Genomic DNA, 14,797 nt, shown 5'->3' on the forward strand with positions numbered 1-14,797 from the left:
GGCGGGCACCCTACCCTCGGCCCGGTGACCGCCCCCACCGCGCACGACCGCCTGCTGTCGGTGCTCGCCGCGTTCGACCACGAGCACCCGGCGCTGTGCCTGACGGACATCAGCCGCCGGGCCGGGCTGAGCCTGACCACCGCGCACCGGCTGGTGGGTGCCCTGGCCGAGTGGGGCGCGCTGGAGCGGGACGAGTCGGGTGTCTACCACGTCGGGCTGCGGCTGTGGGAGGTCGCCGCGCTCGCCCCGCGCGGTCTGCCGCTGCGGCAGGTCGCGCTGCCGTACCTGGAGGACCTGTACGAGGCGACGCACGAGAACGTGCAGTTGGCGGTGCGGGACGGTGGCGAGGTCGTCTACATCGAGTGGTTGGCGGGGCGTTCCTCGGTCGGCGTGCACATCCGTGTCGGCGCCCGCTGGCCGCTGCACGCCACCGGGGTCGGGCTCGCCCTGCTCGCCCATGGCGAACCGGAGTTCCAGGAGGCGTACCGCGTGGGTCCGCTCGCCTCCTTCACCCCCTGCACGATCACCGATCCGGAGCGGCTGCGCCGGGTGCTGGCCGAGGTGCGGCGCACCGGCGCGGCGGTGAGCGACCGTCAGGTCACCGACGACGCCCTGTCGGTGGCCGCTCCGGTGTACGGCCCGGACGGCACGGTGACCGCGGCCGTCTCGGTCGTCGTACCGCACGCCGGCGCACAGGTGCCGACGCTGGTCCCCGCGGTGCGACTGACGGCGCGCGGGATCTCGCGGGCGCTGGGGTGGCGGCCGGAGAAGGCGGTACGCGCAGGCGCCGGGCGTCCGTCCGGCCGGTGAGGGGCAGGGTTCCGCCGCCGGGCACCGGATATCCCTCTCACCGGTGAGGACGCGACACCGGGGGCCTCGTGATACTGGGACGGCCCTTGCCCCGAGGAGCCGCCCATGACCGCCCGGTCCCCGCTCGCCTCCGTCGTCGCACGGCTGCGTACGACGAATCCGTACGCCGTCGACGCGGCCGTCGCCGCGCTGGTGCTGTTCGCCGTCTCCCTGCAGTGGTTGTTCCCGGACGAGGGCGACGATCCGCTGACCTGGCGGGGCTGGCTGCTGGGGGCCGCCACGGCGCTGCCTCTGGTGTGGCGGCGCGCGGCGCCCTTCGCGACCGCCTGTGCCGTGTCGGTGGCCACCCCCACGCAGGCGCTGTACCACGCGCCGCCGCCCGACCTGATGTACGGCGGGTTCGTCGTCCTCTACACCATGGCCGCGCTGGCCCGGCCCTGGCAGCGGCGCCTGATGCTGGCGGGCTGGCTGATCGGGGTCGCCGTCACCATCCGGCACAGGGAGGACGCAGAGCCCTTCGAGTACGCCTTCCAGTTGCTGAGCATCGTGTGCGCGTACGCCCTCGGCGCGCTCGCCCGGACCCAGCGCGCCTACACCGCCGAACTGGAGGACCGGGCCCGGCGGCTGGAGCGTGAGCGGGCCGCCGACACCGCGCGGGCCATGGCACAGGAACGCTCCCGTATCGCCCGCGACATGCACGACATCCTGGCGCACGCGGTCAGCCTGATGGTGGTGCAGGCCGAGGCGGGACCGGTCGTCGTGCGCAGTGATCCGGCGCGCGCGGAGGCCGCGTTCGAAGCGATCGCGACCGCCGGCCGGGACGCGATGACCCAACTCCGGCGCATTCTCGGCGTACTCAAGCAGGAACAGTCGGCAGTCGCACCGCAACGCCTGCCGCAGCCGGGTGTGGCCGCGCTGCCCGGCCTGGTCCGGCAGGTGGGCGAATCGACCGGGCTGCGCGTGGAGTTGCGGGTGACCGGCGAGCCGCGCCCGCTGCCGCCGGACACCGAGGTCGCCGCCTACCGCATCGCCCAGGAGGCACTCACCAACACGGTCAAGCACGCGTACGCTTCCTCCGCGACGGTCGGACTCGACTGGGCGGAGGGCGAAGTGACCTTGACGGTGACGGACGACGGACGGGGCCCGGCCGCCCCGGACGGCGGCGGACACGGGCTGATCGGCATCCGGGAGCGGGCCGCCGCCTGCGGGGGCGGGGCCGTCTCCGGCGGCGGGCCGGACGGCGGCTTCCGCGTCGTCGTACGCCTGCCCGTCCCGGCCGGACGGCGGGCGGCGCTCGGGTGACTGTCCGGGTGGTCGTCGCGGACGACCAGGAGCTGGTCCGCAGCGGGTTCAGCATGATCCTGGAGGCACAGGCCGACATCGAGGTCGTCGCCGAGGCGGGCGACGGTGCCGAGGCGGTGGCCGCGGTCGAGCGGCACGCGCCCGACGTGCTGCTCCTGGACATCCGTATGCCGGTCATGGACGGCCTCGACGCGGCCCGGCGGGTGTGCGCGCGGTCCGCCTGCAAGGTCGTCATGCTGACCACCTTCGATCTGGACGAGTACGTGTACGAGGCGTTGTACGCGGGCGCCAGCGGCTTCCTGCTCAAGGACGTGCGCCGGGACGACCTGGTGCACGCGGTACGGGTGGTCGCGGCCGGCGACTCGCTGCTGGCACCGGCGGTGACGCGCCGGCTGGTCGCGGACATCGTGCGGCGCCGGCGGGAGGAGGCCATCGCCGAGGTCACCCCGCAGCGCCTCGATGTGCTGACCGCCCGCGAGGTGGAGACGCTGCGGCTGCTGGCGCGCGGGCTGTCCAACTCCGAGATCGCCACGACGCTGTTCGTGAGCGAACACACCGTCAAGACCCATGTCAGCAACGTACTGAGCAAGCTCGGTCTCAGGGACCGGGTGCAGGCGGTGATCTGCGCTTACGAGACCGGCCTGGTGGCCCCGGGCTCCCCCTGACGGGTGAGACGGGCGGCGGACTCCCCCGTCAGGGCGAGTCCCGTAAACCACTCCCTCCGGCGATCCGGCACCGTGCCGTCGGCACGAGTCTGTTGGCGATGCCGAAAGACGCATCCCCAGCCGGATGACGATTGCCGGGAGGCACCGTGCTGTCCACACTCGCCCGGGCGGCGACCCGCCGCCCACTGACCGTGATGCTCCTGTGGGGCCTGTTCCTGCTGCTCGGCTTCGGCCTCGGTACGGGTGTCTTCGGAAAGCTCTCCGACGACGTGCCCGACGTCCCCGGGACCGAGTCGGAGGTCGCCGGCGAGTACCTGGACGGCCTCGACCCGTCGGGTGAGTCGATCACCGCCGTCGTCGAGGCCGCCGCCGTCTCCGCGCCCGGGGTGCGCGCCCAGGTGGAGCTGGCCGTCGCCGATCTGAGGGAGATCGCGGGCGTCGCCGCGGTGCCCGACCCGTACGCCATGCGCGGCCTGGTCGCCGAGGACGGACGGGCGCTGATCCTGCCCGTCGCCTTCGAGGGGAGCCTGGACGACGACGCCGAGGAGGCCGCGGTGGACGCGGCGGCCGGCCGGCTGCACGGGATCGACGCTTCCGGGGTTCATGTCAGCGGCGGGCCGCTGCTGGGTGAGCAGCTCGGCGAGCGGGCCCAGGAGGACGTGAAGAACGCGGAGTTGATCTCGCTGCCGGTCGTGCTGGTGCTGCTGCTGGTCATCTTCGGCGGGCTGCGCGCCGCGGGGCTGCCGCTGCTGGTCGCGGTGGCGGGCATCGCGGGCGCGTTCCTGGGCCTGTTCGCCTTCAGCCAGTTCACGGACATCTCCGTGTACGCGATCCAGGTCACGACGATGCTGGGGCTCGGCCTCGCCGTGGACTACGCCCTGCTGATGCTGGTCCGCTTCCGGGAGGAACGCCGGGACACCACCGATGTGGTGGAGGCCGTGCACCGCACGGTGGCCGCGGCCGGGCGGACCGTGCTCTTCTCCGGGCTGACGGTGGCGGTGAGCCTGGCCGGGCTGCTGGTCTTCCCGAGTACGTTCCTGCGCAGCATGGGTCTGGCGGTGGCCGCGGTGGTCGTCGTCGACATGCTCGCCGCGCTGACGCTGCTGCCCGCGCTGCTGGCACGGTTCGGCGGGAGGATCGCCCCGGCGAAGGTGCGTCCGAAGGGCGAGGAGGGCCGGCTCTTCGCCCGCCTGGCCCGCTTCGCGGCCCGGCGGCGCGTGGCCGTCCTCGCGGTGGCCGTCCCGGCCCTGCTGGTGCTGGCGCTGCCCGTCACCGGCATGCGCATCAACATCGGCGACGCGCAGCAGCTCCCCAGGAGCACCGAGGCCCGGCAGCTGTACGACGCCGTGGACGCGCACTTCCCGCCGGGCACCGGGGTCTCGCCGGTCACCGTGGTCCTGCGGCCGGGCACCGACGCGGCGACGGCCGACCGGATCCGCGCGCTCGCGCCGGGCACCGAGAGCCGTGACCTGCCCGGCGGGACGACCGTGCTCGAACTGCCCCCGGCCGGCACCGTCGACGGCAGGGCCGCCACCGAACTGGTCGAACGGGTACGGGACATCCGCGGCGACGCCCCTGTCCAGGTCGCCGGCACCGCCGCCCAGCTGGTCGACTTCCGGCAGATGCTCGCCGACCGGGCGCCCTGGGCGGCGCTGACCGTGCTGGCCGGGATCTTCGTGCTGCTGTTCGCCTTCACCGGGTCGGTGCTGCTGCCGCTGCGCACCATCGCGACCACGCTGCTCAGCCTCGCCGCCGCGCTCGGCGCCGTTGTCTGGGTGTTCCAGGAGGGTCATCTCGCCGGGCTGATCGGGGCCGAGGGGCTGGGCGCGCTGAGTCTGACCGCCCCGCCGCTGATCATCGCGATCGCCTTCGGACTCGCCATGGACTACGAGCTGTTCATCCTGGCGCGGATGCGCGAGGCCCGGGAGCAGACCGGCGACGACCGGGAGGCCGTGGTGACCGGGCTGCGCCGCTCGGGGCGGGTGGTGACCTGTGCCGCGCTGCTCCTCGCGGTGGTGTTCGGCGCGTTCATGACGGGCGGCTTCTCCCCGATCCTGCAGATCGGGCTGGGCCTCACGCTGGCGGTGCTGATCGACGCCACGGTCGTACGGATGCTGCTGGTGCCGGCGACCATGGCGCTGCTGGGCCGCCGCGCCTGGTGGGCTCCGAGGCCGCTGCGCCGGGCGCACGAGCGGTTCGGTGTGCGCGAGGAGGCGGCCGCGGCCCCGGTCGCGCCGCAACCGGCGCACCACTGAGGCACCGGCCGGCCGGCGGACTTCGTGAGCATGAACTGGTTCTGCTGCGGCCGCTGAGCGGCGACCCGGTCCTCCGCAGGAGGGCGCAGGGGCTCCACCCACGTGTGGGGCCCCTGCGTCGTGGTCCCGACGAGGCCGCTCAGCGCAGCTCCGCCCGGAAGGCCGCCGGTGTCTGTTCCGTGTGCTGCTGGAAGAACTTGGAGAAGTTCGCCGCGTCCGGGAAGCCGACCGCCGCGCCGACCCGGCCGATCGGCATGTCGGTGTGGGCGAGAAGGCGCCTGGCCTCCAGGACGACGCGTTTGTCGATGAATCCCTTGGGCGTCTCGCCGGTCGCGGCGCGCACCGCGCGGACGAGGGTGCGGCGGGAGTAGCCGAGCGCGTCGGCGTAGGCGCTGACGCTGTGGTTGGTGGCGAAGCCCCGCTCGACCGCGTCCCGGAAGAGCGTGAAGGTGGTGTCGCCCGGCGTGTCCGCCCGCCCCTGGCGCGCCGCCTCGGCGGAGCTGACCGCGAGATGCGCGAGACGCAGCAGGAACGCGGACAGCGTGTGGCGCAGTACGGCGGTGTGCAGGCTGAGCGGCAGGGTGGTGGCGTCCTCGTACTCGCGCCGCAGCTGGTCGAGCGCGGACGTGAGCCCGGCGAGCCGTGTCTCGTCGGGGTGGAGCAGGGGCGGCAGGTCGTAGCGGTAGAGGCCGGTGGCCTCCACGGTGGCGCGGGGCAGGAAGCCGGGCTGCATGGTCAGCACCGTTCCGCGGTACTCGCTCGTCTGCGAGAAGCGGTGGACCTGTCCGGGCCGGATCCACAGCAGAGCGCCGGCCGTCGCCTCGTACTCGGCGAAGTCGATCATGTGTCGGACCGGGCCGCCGGTGAAGAGCATGACGACGTGGAAGTCGATGCGGTGCACGCGGTGCAGCGGGGCCTGCGCGTGCCAGGTGCGGCCGGCACCCATGGGACCGACCTGTATGCCGACGCCGAGGAGGCTGAGATCGACCGGGAAGGGGAACGTTCTGATCCCGTCGCCGCCCCTGGCGTCACCGCCGCCGCCACCGTCTTGGATGTTTTCGTCCGCCATGTCCTTCTCGTGCCGTCCCACCCGTGCGCCCGGACGCCGGGGCGTGTCCCAGTTTCACCACAGGCTGGCACACCTCGACCTTCACTCTCAAAAGTCAGACTTTTAAGTTTGAACACGCCAGACCATTCTTTCGCTCCGATCGAGGATTTCTTGAAGATGAGCACGCACACAGTGGACGGCGCGGACCGCTTCGAATGGACCGAACTCGACCGGCGTGCCGTCGACACCGCCCGAGTTCTCGCGGCCGATGCCGTGCAGAAGGTCGGTAACGGCCATCCGGGCACGGCGATGGCCCTGGCCCCCGCGGCGTACACGATCTTTCAGAAGGTGATGCGTCACGACCCCGCCGATCCCGAGTGGACCGGCCGCGACCGCTTCGTCCTCTCCCCCGGCCACACCTCTCTGACCCTCTACACGCAGCTCTACCTCGCCGGGTACGAGTTGGAGCTGGCCGACCTGAAGGCGTTCCGCACGCACGGCTCCAAGACGCCCGGCCACCCGGAGTACGGGCACACCGCGGGCGTGGAGACCACCACCGGCCCGCTCGGCCAGGGCGTGGCCAACGCGGTGGGCATGGCGATGGCCGCCCGCTACGAGCGCGGCCTGTTCGACCCGGAGGCGGCCGAGGGCGAGTCCCCGTTCGACCACACCGTCTGGGCGATCGTCTCCGACGGCGACCTCCAGGAGGGCGTCTCCGCCGAGGCGTCGTCGATGGCCGGCCATCAGAGGCTCGGCAACCTCGTCTTCCTCTACGACGACAACCACATCTCCATCGAGGGCGACACCGCGACCGCGTTCTCCGAGGACGTGCTCAAGCGCTACGAGGCCTACGGCTGGCACGTGCAGCGCGTCGAGCCCGCCGAGAGCGGCGACGTCGACGTGCGCGCCCTGTACGCGGCGCTGACGGCGGCGAAGGCCGAGACCGGGCGCCCCTCCATCATCGCCATGCGCACGATCATCGCCTGGCCCGCCCCGAACGCCCGGAACACCGAGGCCTCCCACGGCTCCGCCCTCGGCGAGGACGAGGTCGCCGCCACCAAGCGCGTCCTCGGCTTCGACGCGGAGCGGTCCTTCGAGGTCGCCGGCGAGGTCCTCGCGCACACCCGCCGGGCCCTGGACCGGGGCGCCGAGGCGCACGCCGCCTGGGACAAGCGGATCGCCAAGTGGCGCGCCGACCAGCCGGAGCGCGCCGGGCTGTTCGACCGCGTGGTCGCCGGCCGGCTGCCCGAGGGCTGGGAGGACGCCCTGCCGGTGTTCGAGACCGGCAAGTCCGTCGCCACCCGCGCCGCCTCCGGGAAGGTCCTCCAGGCCCTCGGCCCGGTACTGCCCGAGCTGTGGGGCGGATCCGCCGACCTGGCCGGCTCGAACAACACCACGATCGACAAGACCAGCTCCTTTCTCCCCGAGGGCAACCCGCTGCCGGAGGCCGACCCGTACGGCCGCACCGTCCACTTCGGCATCCGCGAGTTCTCGATGGCCGCGGAGATGAACGGCGTCGCCCTGCACGGCAACACCCGCGTCTACGGCGGCACCTTCCTGGTCTTCTCCGACTACATGCGCAACGCGGTGCGCATGTCCGCCCTGATGCAGCTGCCGGTGACGTACGTGTGGACGCACGACTCCGTGGGCCTCGGCGAGGACGGCCCGACCCACCAGCCGGTCGAGCACCTGGCCGCGCTGCGCGCCATCCCCGGTCTGAACGTCGTCCGCCCGGCGGACGCCAACGAGACCGCGACCGTCTGGGCCGAGATCCTCAAGCGGCACTCCACCCACCCGGCCCCGCACGGCCTCGCCCTCACCCGCCAGGGCGTACCGACGTACGAGCGCGATCCGGACGCGGCGCGCGGCGGATACGTCCTCGCCGACGCCTCCACCGGCGCCCCGGACGTCGTCCTGATCGCCACCGGCTCCGAGGTGCGGCTCGCCGTGGCCGCGCGGGAGGCGCTGGAGTCGGAGGGCACGCCCACCCGGGTGGTGTCGATGCCGTCCGTGGAGTGGTTCGAGGAGCAGCCGCGCGAGTACCGCGAGAGCGTGCTGCCGCCGTCCGTGAAGGCCCGGGTGGCCGTGGAGGCCGGTATCGGGCTCACCTGGCACCGGTTCACCGGGGACGCGGGCCGCATCGTCTCCCTGGAGCACTTCGGCGCCTCCGCCGACGCGAAGACCCTGTTCACCGAGTTCGGCTTCACCGCGGAACACGTGGCCGCCGCCGCCAGGGAATCCCTGGCCGCCGCCCGCGGCTGAGCCGACCCCTGAGAAGCGAGAAGCGGAAAGAGAAGATGATCACTGTGACCGAAGCAACCGCGACCGCGGGAGCACTGCGACGCCTGACCGACCAGGGCGTCTCCATCTGGCTGGACGACCTGTCGCGGCGGCGGATCGAGTCCGGCAACCTCGCCGAACTGATCGAGACGAGGAACGTCGTCGGCGTCACCACCAACCCGTCGATCTTCCAGGCCGCCATCGGCTCGGGTGAGGGCTACGAGGAGCAGCTCGTGGACCTGGCGACCCGGGGCGTCACCGTCGACGAGGCGGTCCGCATGATGACCACCGCCGACGTCCGCGCCGCCGCCGACGTGCTGCGTGGCGTGTACGACGCCACCGGCGGCCGGGACGGCCGGGTCTCCATCGAGGTCGACCCGCGTCTCGCCCACGACACCCGGGCCACGATCGCCGAGGCCCGCCAGCTGGCCTGGCTGGTCGACCGCCCCAACGTGATGATCAAGATCCCGGCGACGAAGGCCGGTCTCCCGGCGATCACCGAGGTCATCGGCGCCGGCATCAGCGTCAACGTCACGCTGATCTTCTCCCTGGAGCGCTACCGCGAGGTCATGGACGCCTACCTCGCCGGCCTGGAGAGGGCGCGGGCGGCCGGACTCGACCTCGCGGCCGTCCACTCCGTCGCCTCGTTCTTCGTCTCGCGCGTCGACAGCGAGATCGACAAGCGCCTGACGCTGCTGGGCACGGACGACGCCCTCGCCCTGCGGGGGAAGGCGGCGCTGGCCAACGCGCGACTGGCCTACGAGGCGTACGAGAACGTCTTCGCCGGTGACCGCTTCACCGCCCTCGCCGGCGCCCGCGCCAACCCCCAGCGCCCCCTGTGGGCGTCGACCGGGGTGAAGGACCCGGCATTCCGGGACACCCTGTACGTGGAGGAGCTGGTCGCTCCCGGCACCGTGAACACGATGCCGGAGGCCACCCTGAACGCCGCCGCCGATCACGGTGACGTGCGGGGCGACGCGGTCACCGGTGGTTACGCCCAGGCCCGGGCGGACCTCGGGGCCGTGGAGCGGCTCGGCATCTCGTACGACGAGGTGGTGCAGCAGCTGGAGCAGGAGGGCGTGGCCAAGTTCGAGGTGGCCTGGCAGGACCTGCTCGACGCCGTGACGAAGTCCCTCGACAGCAAGGGAGTTGACGGGGAATGAGCGAGGACCTTCCCGCTACGACGGTCCACGAGACCAAGGCGACGAAGGAGGCCAAGGAGGCCAGGACCGCCCGGGAGGCGGCGGGGCCGTCGCACGCCGAGGAGGCCGAGAAGTCCCGGCCCGCAGGGGCGCCGAAGGCCGCCAAGGGGGCCGGATCCGCCCGGACCGCCAAGAAGTCCCAGGCGGCCAGCGCCGCCAAGGGCGCGAAGGCGGAAGGGGCCGGCCAGAAGGCCGTCACGCCCGTGGCGCCGCTCGACTGGAGCAACCCCCTGCGCGATCCCCAGGACCGGCGCCTCCCCCGCATCGCGGGACCGTCCGGACTGGTCATCTTCGGCGTCACCGGCGACCTGTCCCGCCGCAAGCTGATGCCCGCCGTCTACGACCTGGCCAACCGCGGCCTGCTGCCGCCGGGCTTCTCCCTGGTCGGCTTCGCCCGGCGGGACTGGGAGAACCAGGACTTCGCCCAGGTCGTGCACGACGCCGTCAAGGAGCACGCGCGCACGCCGTTCCGCGAGGAGGTCTGGCAGCAGCTCGCCGAGGGCATGCGCTTCATCCCCGGCGACTTCGACGACGACAACGCCTTCGAGCAGCTGCGCAAGGCCGTCGAGGAGCTGGACGCCTCCCGCGGCACCAGCGGCAACTACGCCTTCTACCTCTCGGTGCCGCCGAAGTTCTTCCCGAAGGTCGTCCAGCAGCTCAAGAAGCACGGGCTGACCGACGCCCCGGACGGCTCCTGGCGCCGCGCGGTGATCGAGAAGCCGTTCGGACACGACCTGGACAGCGCCCGGGACCTGAACGCGCTGGTGCACGAGGTCTTCGACCCGGAGCAGGTCTTCCGCATCGACCACTACCTGGGCAAGGAGACCGTCCAGAACATCCTGGCGCTGCGCTTCGCCAACCAGATGTACGAGCCGATCTGGAACCGGTCCTACGTCGACCACGTGCAGATCACGATGGCCGAGGACATCGGCATCGGCGGCCGGGCCGGCTACTACGACGGCATCGGCGCCGCCCGCGACGTCATCCAGAACCATCTGCTCCAGCTGATGGCCCTGACCGCCATGGAGGAGCCCGCCTCCTTCGACGCGGCGTCGCTGCTCACCGAGAAGCTGAAGGTGCTGAAGGCGGTACGGCTGCCGGACGACCTCGGCGAGCACACCGTGCGCGGGCAGTACGCGGGCGGCTGGCAGGGCGGCGCGCAGGTGCCCGGTTACCTGGAGGAGGAGGGCATCGACCCGGCCTCCACGACCGACACCTACGCGGCGATCAAGCTGGGCATCGACAACCGCCGCTGGGCGGGCGTCCCCTTCTACCTGCGCACCGGCAAGCGGCTGGGCCGCCGGGTGACGGAGATCGCGGTGGTCTTCCAGCGCGCCCCGCACTCCCCCTTCGACTCCACCGCGACGGAGGAGCTGGGCGAGAACGCGATCGTCATCCGGGTCCAGCCCGACGAGGGCATGACGGTGCGGTTCGGCTCCAAGGTGCCGGGCACGTCCATGGAGATCCGGGACGTGTCCATGGACTTCGCGTACGGCGAGTCGTTCACGGAGTCCAGCCCGGAGGCGTACGAACGCCTCATCCTGGACGTCCTGCTGGGCGACGCCAACCTGTTCCCCCGTCACCAGGAAGTGGAAGAGTCCTGGCGGATCCTCGACCCGATCGAGGGGTACTGGGCCGCGCACGAGAGGCCCGCGCAGTACCCCTCGGGCGGCTGGGGACCGCGGGAAGCCGACGAGATGCTCGCACGAGACGGACGGAGCTGGCGCAGGCCATGAGGATCGACCTGACCGACACCACGGCAAGCAAGATCAACAAGGCGCTGGTGCAGGGCCGCCGGGCCATCGGCACCCCGGCCGTGGGCATGGTGCTCACGCTGGTGATCGTCACCGACGAGGAGAACGCCTACGACGCGGTCAAGGCGGGCGAGGAGGCCTCGCACGAGCACCCCTCGCGCACCCTGGTCGTCATCAAGCGTCACCCCCGCAACCTGCGCGACCGCACCCGCTCGCACCTCGACGCCGAGGTCCGGGTGGGCTCCGAGGCCGGCACCGGTGAGACGGTCGTGCTGCGCATGTACGGGGAGGTGTCCGAGCACGCCGACTCGGTGGTGCTGCCGCTGCTGCTGCCGGACGCCCCGGTCGTCGTGTGGTGGCCGGTGGAGGCACCGGACGACCCCGCGGGGGACCCGCTGGGTGCGCTGGCGCAGCGCAGGATCACCGACCTGTACGCGGTGGAGCGGCCGATGGAGGTCCTGGAGCGCCGGGTCCGCGCGTACACGCCCGGCGACACCGACCTCGCCTGGACCCGGCTGACGCTGTGGCGCTCCATGCTCGCCGCGGCACTCGACCAGGCCCGGGTGCCGGTGACCTCGGCGACCGTCGAGGCCGAGGCCGAGAACCCGGCCGCCGAACTGCTGGCCCGCTGGCTGGAGGCCCGGCTGCACGTCCGGGTCGACCGGGTGGTCACCGACGGACCGGTCGTCACGGCCGTCCGCCTGGGCACCGCGAACGGCGAGATCGTCATCGACCGGCCGGAGGGCCCGCTCGCCACGATGACCCTGCCCGACCAGCCCCCGCGCTCCCTCGCGCTCAAGGTCCGCTCGACCGCCGAACTCATCGCCGAGGAGCTCAGGCGCCTCGACGCCGACGATATGTACGCCGTCGCCCTGCGCGGCGAGGCCGGCAAGGAGACCCCCGTCCATGTCTGACACCCCGAAGCTCGACCGGCGGCCCGAGTGGACCGCGCTGGCGGACCACCGCAAGGACGCGCTGCCGCGGCCGGACCTGCGCGAGCTGTTCGCCTCGGACCCCGGGCGGGCGGAGCGGTACGTCGTGCGCGTCGGCGATCTGCGCATCGACTACTCCAAGAACCTGGTCACCGACGACACGCTGGCCCTGCTGCGGGAACTGGCCACCGCCACCGGCGTGTTCGACCTGCGCGACGCCATGTTCCGCGGTGAGCGGATCAACATCACCGAGGACCGGGCGGTGCTGCACACCGCGCTGCGCGCCCCGCGGGACGCGGTGATCGAGGTGGACGGCGAGAACGTCGTCCCCAAGGTGCACGCCGTGCTGGACCGCATGACCGACTTCGCCGACCGGGTCCGCTCCGGCGAGTGGACCGGCCACACCGGCAAGCGCATCCGCAACGTCGTCAACATCGGCATCGGCGGCTCCGACCTCGGTCCGGCGATGGCGTACGAGGCGCTGCGGGCCTTCAGCGACCGCTCGCTCACGTTCCGGTTCGTGTCGAACGTGGACGGCGCCGACCTGCACGAGGCGGTCCGGGACCTGGATCCGGCCCAGACGCTGTTCATCGTGGCGTCCAAGACGTTCACCACCATCGAGACGATCACGAACGCGACCTCGGCGCGCTCCTGGCTGCTGGCCGGGATGGACGGCGACGAGAAGGCGGTCGCCAAGCACTTCGTCGCGCTGTCGACGAACGCCGAGAAGGTCGCCGCGTTCGGCATCGACACGGCCAACATGTTCGAGTTCTGGGACTGGGTCGGCGGCCGGTACTCGTACGACTCGGCGATCGGCCTCTCCCTGATGATCGCCATCGGCCCGGACCGCTTCCGGGAGATGCTCGACGGCTTCCGCATCGTCGACGAGCACTTCCGCAACACCGAGGCCCCGGACAACGCCCCGCTGATCCTGGGTCTGCTGGGCGTCTGGTACGGCAACTTCATGGGCGCCCAGTCGCACGCCGTACTGCCGTACAGCCACTACCTGTCGAAGTTCACGGCCTACCTCCAGCAGCTCGACATGGAGTCCAACGGCAAGTCGGTCGACCGCGACGGGCGTCCGGTGGAGTGGGAGACCGGTCCGGTGGTCTGGGGTACGCCCGGCACCAACGGGCAGCACGCGTACTACCAGTTGATCCACCAGGGCACCAAGCTCATCCCGGCCGACCTGATCGGCTTCGCCCGGCCCGTCGCCGAACTGAGCGACGAACTCAAGGCCCAGCACGACCTGCTGATGGCCAACCTGTTCGCCCAGGGGCAGGCGCTGGCCTTCGGCAAGAGCGCCGAGGAGGTCCGGGCGGAGGGTGTGCCCGAGGAGCAGGTGCCGCACCGCACCTTCCGGGGCAACCACCCCACCACGACCGTGCTGGCCACCGAGCTGACCCCGTCCGTACTCGGCCAGCTCATCGCGCTGTACGAGCACAAGGTGTTCGTGCAGGGCGCGATCTGGAACATCGACTCCTTCGACCAGTGGGGCGTGGAGCTCGGCAAGGTCCTCGCCAAGCGCGTCGAGCCCGCCCTGACCGAGGGCGCTGACGTGCCCGGTCTCGATCCGTCCACGGCCGCGCTGGTGGCCGCCTACCGTGAACTGAAGGAAGTGCACTGACATGCAGATCGGTCTCGTGGGTCTCGGCAAGATGGGCGGCAACATGCGCGAGCGTCTGCGCAACGCCGGCCACACCGTCGTCGGATACGACACCAATCCGGAGAAGGCCGACGTCAACAGCCTGGTCGACCTCGTCGACCAGCTGGACCGGCCGCGCGCGGTCTGGGTGATGGTCCCGGCCGGCGCCGCCACCCAGCACGTCATCGACCAGCTCGCCACGCTGCTCAAGCCCGGCGACACCGTCATCGACGGCGGCAACTCCCGCTGGACGGACGACGAGAAGCACGCCGAGGAGCTGGGCAGGCGCGGCATCAACTTCGTCGACGCCGGTGTCTCGGGCGGTGTGTGGGGCCTGAAGAACGGCTACGCCCTGATGGTCGGCGGCGAGAAGGAGACCGTCGAGGACCTGAAGCCGGTCTTCGACGCGCTCAAGCCCGACGGCCCGTACGGCTACGTCCACGCGGGCAAGGTCGGCGCCGGCCACTTCTCCAAGATGGTCCACAACGGCATCGAGTACGCCATGATGCAGGCCTACGCCGAGGGCTGGGAGCTGCTGGAGAAGGTCGACTCCGTGGACAACGTCCGCGAGGTCTTCCGCTCCTGGCAGGAGGGCACCGTCATCCGCTCCTGGCTCCTCGACCTGGCCGTCAACGCCCTCGACGAGGACCACCACCTCGACAAGCTGCGCGGCTACGCGGAGGACTCCGGCGAGGGACGCTGGACCGTCGAGGCGGCCATCGACAACGCCGTGCCGCTGCCCGCGATCACGGCCTCGCTCTTCGCGCGGTTCGCGTCCCGGCAGGACGACTCGCCGCAGATGAAGATGATCGCCGCGCTGCGCAACCAGTTCGGCGGGCACGCGGTGGAGGCCGCCAAGAAGTAGGCGCTCCTCGGGCGGTCCGGAAAGCGCGTTGACGTGATC

Annotated in this window: 11 protein-coding genes; 10 read left to right on the top strand and 1 reads right to left on the bottom strand. The window is 72.0% G+C overall.

Features of this window, described 5'->3' with window-relative positions:
* Nucleotides 1-24: 24 nt before the first annotated feature.
* From ACFCZF_RS11740 to ACFCZF_RS11755, 4 genes are all read left to right on the top strand, one after another.
* On the top strand, nucleotides 25-810 hold the full coding sequence (locus ACFCZF_RS11740; RefSeq protein WP_376671517.1) for an IclR family transcriptional regulator: 786 nt from the start codon (nucleotides 25-27) through the stop codon (nucleotides 808-810).
* Between the two features lie 105 nt (nucleotides 811-915).
* Nucleotides 916-2,112, top strand: coding sequence for a sensor histidine kinase (locus ACFCZF_RS11745; protein WP_376671518.1), 1,197 nt, complete (start codon nucleotides 916-918; stop codon nucleotides 2,110-2,112).
* Complete coding sequence (locus ACFCZF_RS11750) at nucleotides 2,109-2,777, top strand: response regulator (RefSeq protein ID WP_376671519.1); 669 nt, start codon at nucleotides 2,109-2,111, stop codon at nucleotides 2,775-2,777. The genes ACFCZF_RS11745 and ACFCZF_RS11750 overlap by 4 nt, the downstream gene beginning before the upstream one ends.
* Nucleotides 2,778-2,923: 146 nt before the next feature.
* Nucleotides 2,924-5,032, top strand: coding sequence for an MMPL family transporter (locus ACFCZF_RS11755; RefSeq protein ID WP_376671520.1), 2,109 nt, complete (start codon nucleotides 2,924-2,926; stop codon nucleotides 5,030-5,032).
* A gap of 139 nt (nucleotides 5,033-5,171) precedes the next feature.
* Here ACFCZF_RS11755 and ACFCZF_RS11760 read toward each other — a convergent pair whose 3' ends face one another.
* Nucleotides 5,172-6,101: an AraC family transcriptional regulator gene (locus ACFCZF_RS11760; RefSeq protein WP_376671521.1), complete on the bottom strand. Its 930-nt coding sequence runs from the start codon at nucleotides 6,099-6,101 to the stop codon at nucleotides 5,172-5,174.
* Between the two features lie 156 nt (nucleotides 6,102-6,257).
* Between ACFCZF_RS11760 and tkt the strand changes: the two genes are divergently transcribed.
* From tkt to gnd, 6 genes are read left to right on the top strand one after another with little or no spacing between them, the layout of a single operon-like run.
* The gene (gene tkt, locus ACFCZF_RS11765) at nucleotides 6,258-8,342 is read left to right on the top strand and encodes a transketolase (RefSeq protein ID WP_376671522.1); all 2,085 of its coding nucleotides are present in this window, start codon (nucleotides 6,258-6,260) and stop codon (nucleotides 8,340-8,342) included.
* A 35-nt stretch (nucleotides 8,343-8,377) separates the two neighbouring features.
* Complete coding sequence (gene tal, locus ACFCZF_RS11770) at nucleotides 8,378-9,523, top strand: transaldolase (RefSeq protein ID WP_376671523.1); 1,146 nt, start codon at nucleotides 8,378-8,380, stop codon at nucleotides 9,521-9,523.
* Nucleotides 9,520-11,298 (top strand): glucose-6-phosphate dehydrogenase, encoded by a 1,779-nt coding sequence (gene zwf / locus ACFCZF_RS11775; RefSeq protein WP_376671524.1) that lies wholly within the window; start codon nucleotides 9,520-9,522, stop codon nucleotides 11,296-11,298. The genes tal and zwf overlap by 4 nt, the downstream gene beginning before the upstream one ends.
* Nucleotides 11,295-12,230 carry a glucose-6-phosphate dehydrogenase assembly protein OpcA gene (opcA, locus tag ACFCZF_RS11780; protein WP_376671525.1) on the top strand — a complete coding sequence of 312 codons (936 nt, stop codon included), beginning with the start codon at nucleotides 11,295-11,297 and terminating at the stop codon, nucleotides 12,228-12,230. The genes zwf and opcA overlap by 4 nt, the downstream gene beginning before the upstream one ends.
* The gene (pgi, locus tag ACFCZF_RS11785) at nucleotides 12,223-13,875 is read left to right on the top strand and encodes a glucose-6-phosphate isomerase (RefSeq protein WP_376671526.1); all 1,653 of its coding nucleotides are present in this window, start codon (nucleotides 12,223-12,225) and stop codon (nucleotides 13,873-13,875) included. The genes opcA and pgi overlap by 8 nt, the downstream gene beginning before the upstream one ends.
* A gap of 1 nt (nucleotide 13,876) precedes the next feature.
* Complete coding sequence (gene gnd / locus ACFCZF_RS11790; protein WP_375904849.1) at nucleotides 13,877-14,758, top strand: phosphogluconate dehydrogenase (NAD(+)-dependent, decarboxylating); 882 nt, start codon at nucleotides 13,877-13,879, stop codon at nucleotides 14,756-14,758.
* The last annotated feature ends 39 nt before the right edge of the window (nucleotides 14,759-14,797 follow it).

This window comes from Streptomyces sp. NPDC056296 (genome assembly GCF_042268605.1).
Classification (GTDB): Bacteria; Actinomycetota; Actinomycetes; order Streptomycetales; family Streptomycetaceae; genus Streptomyces.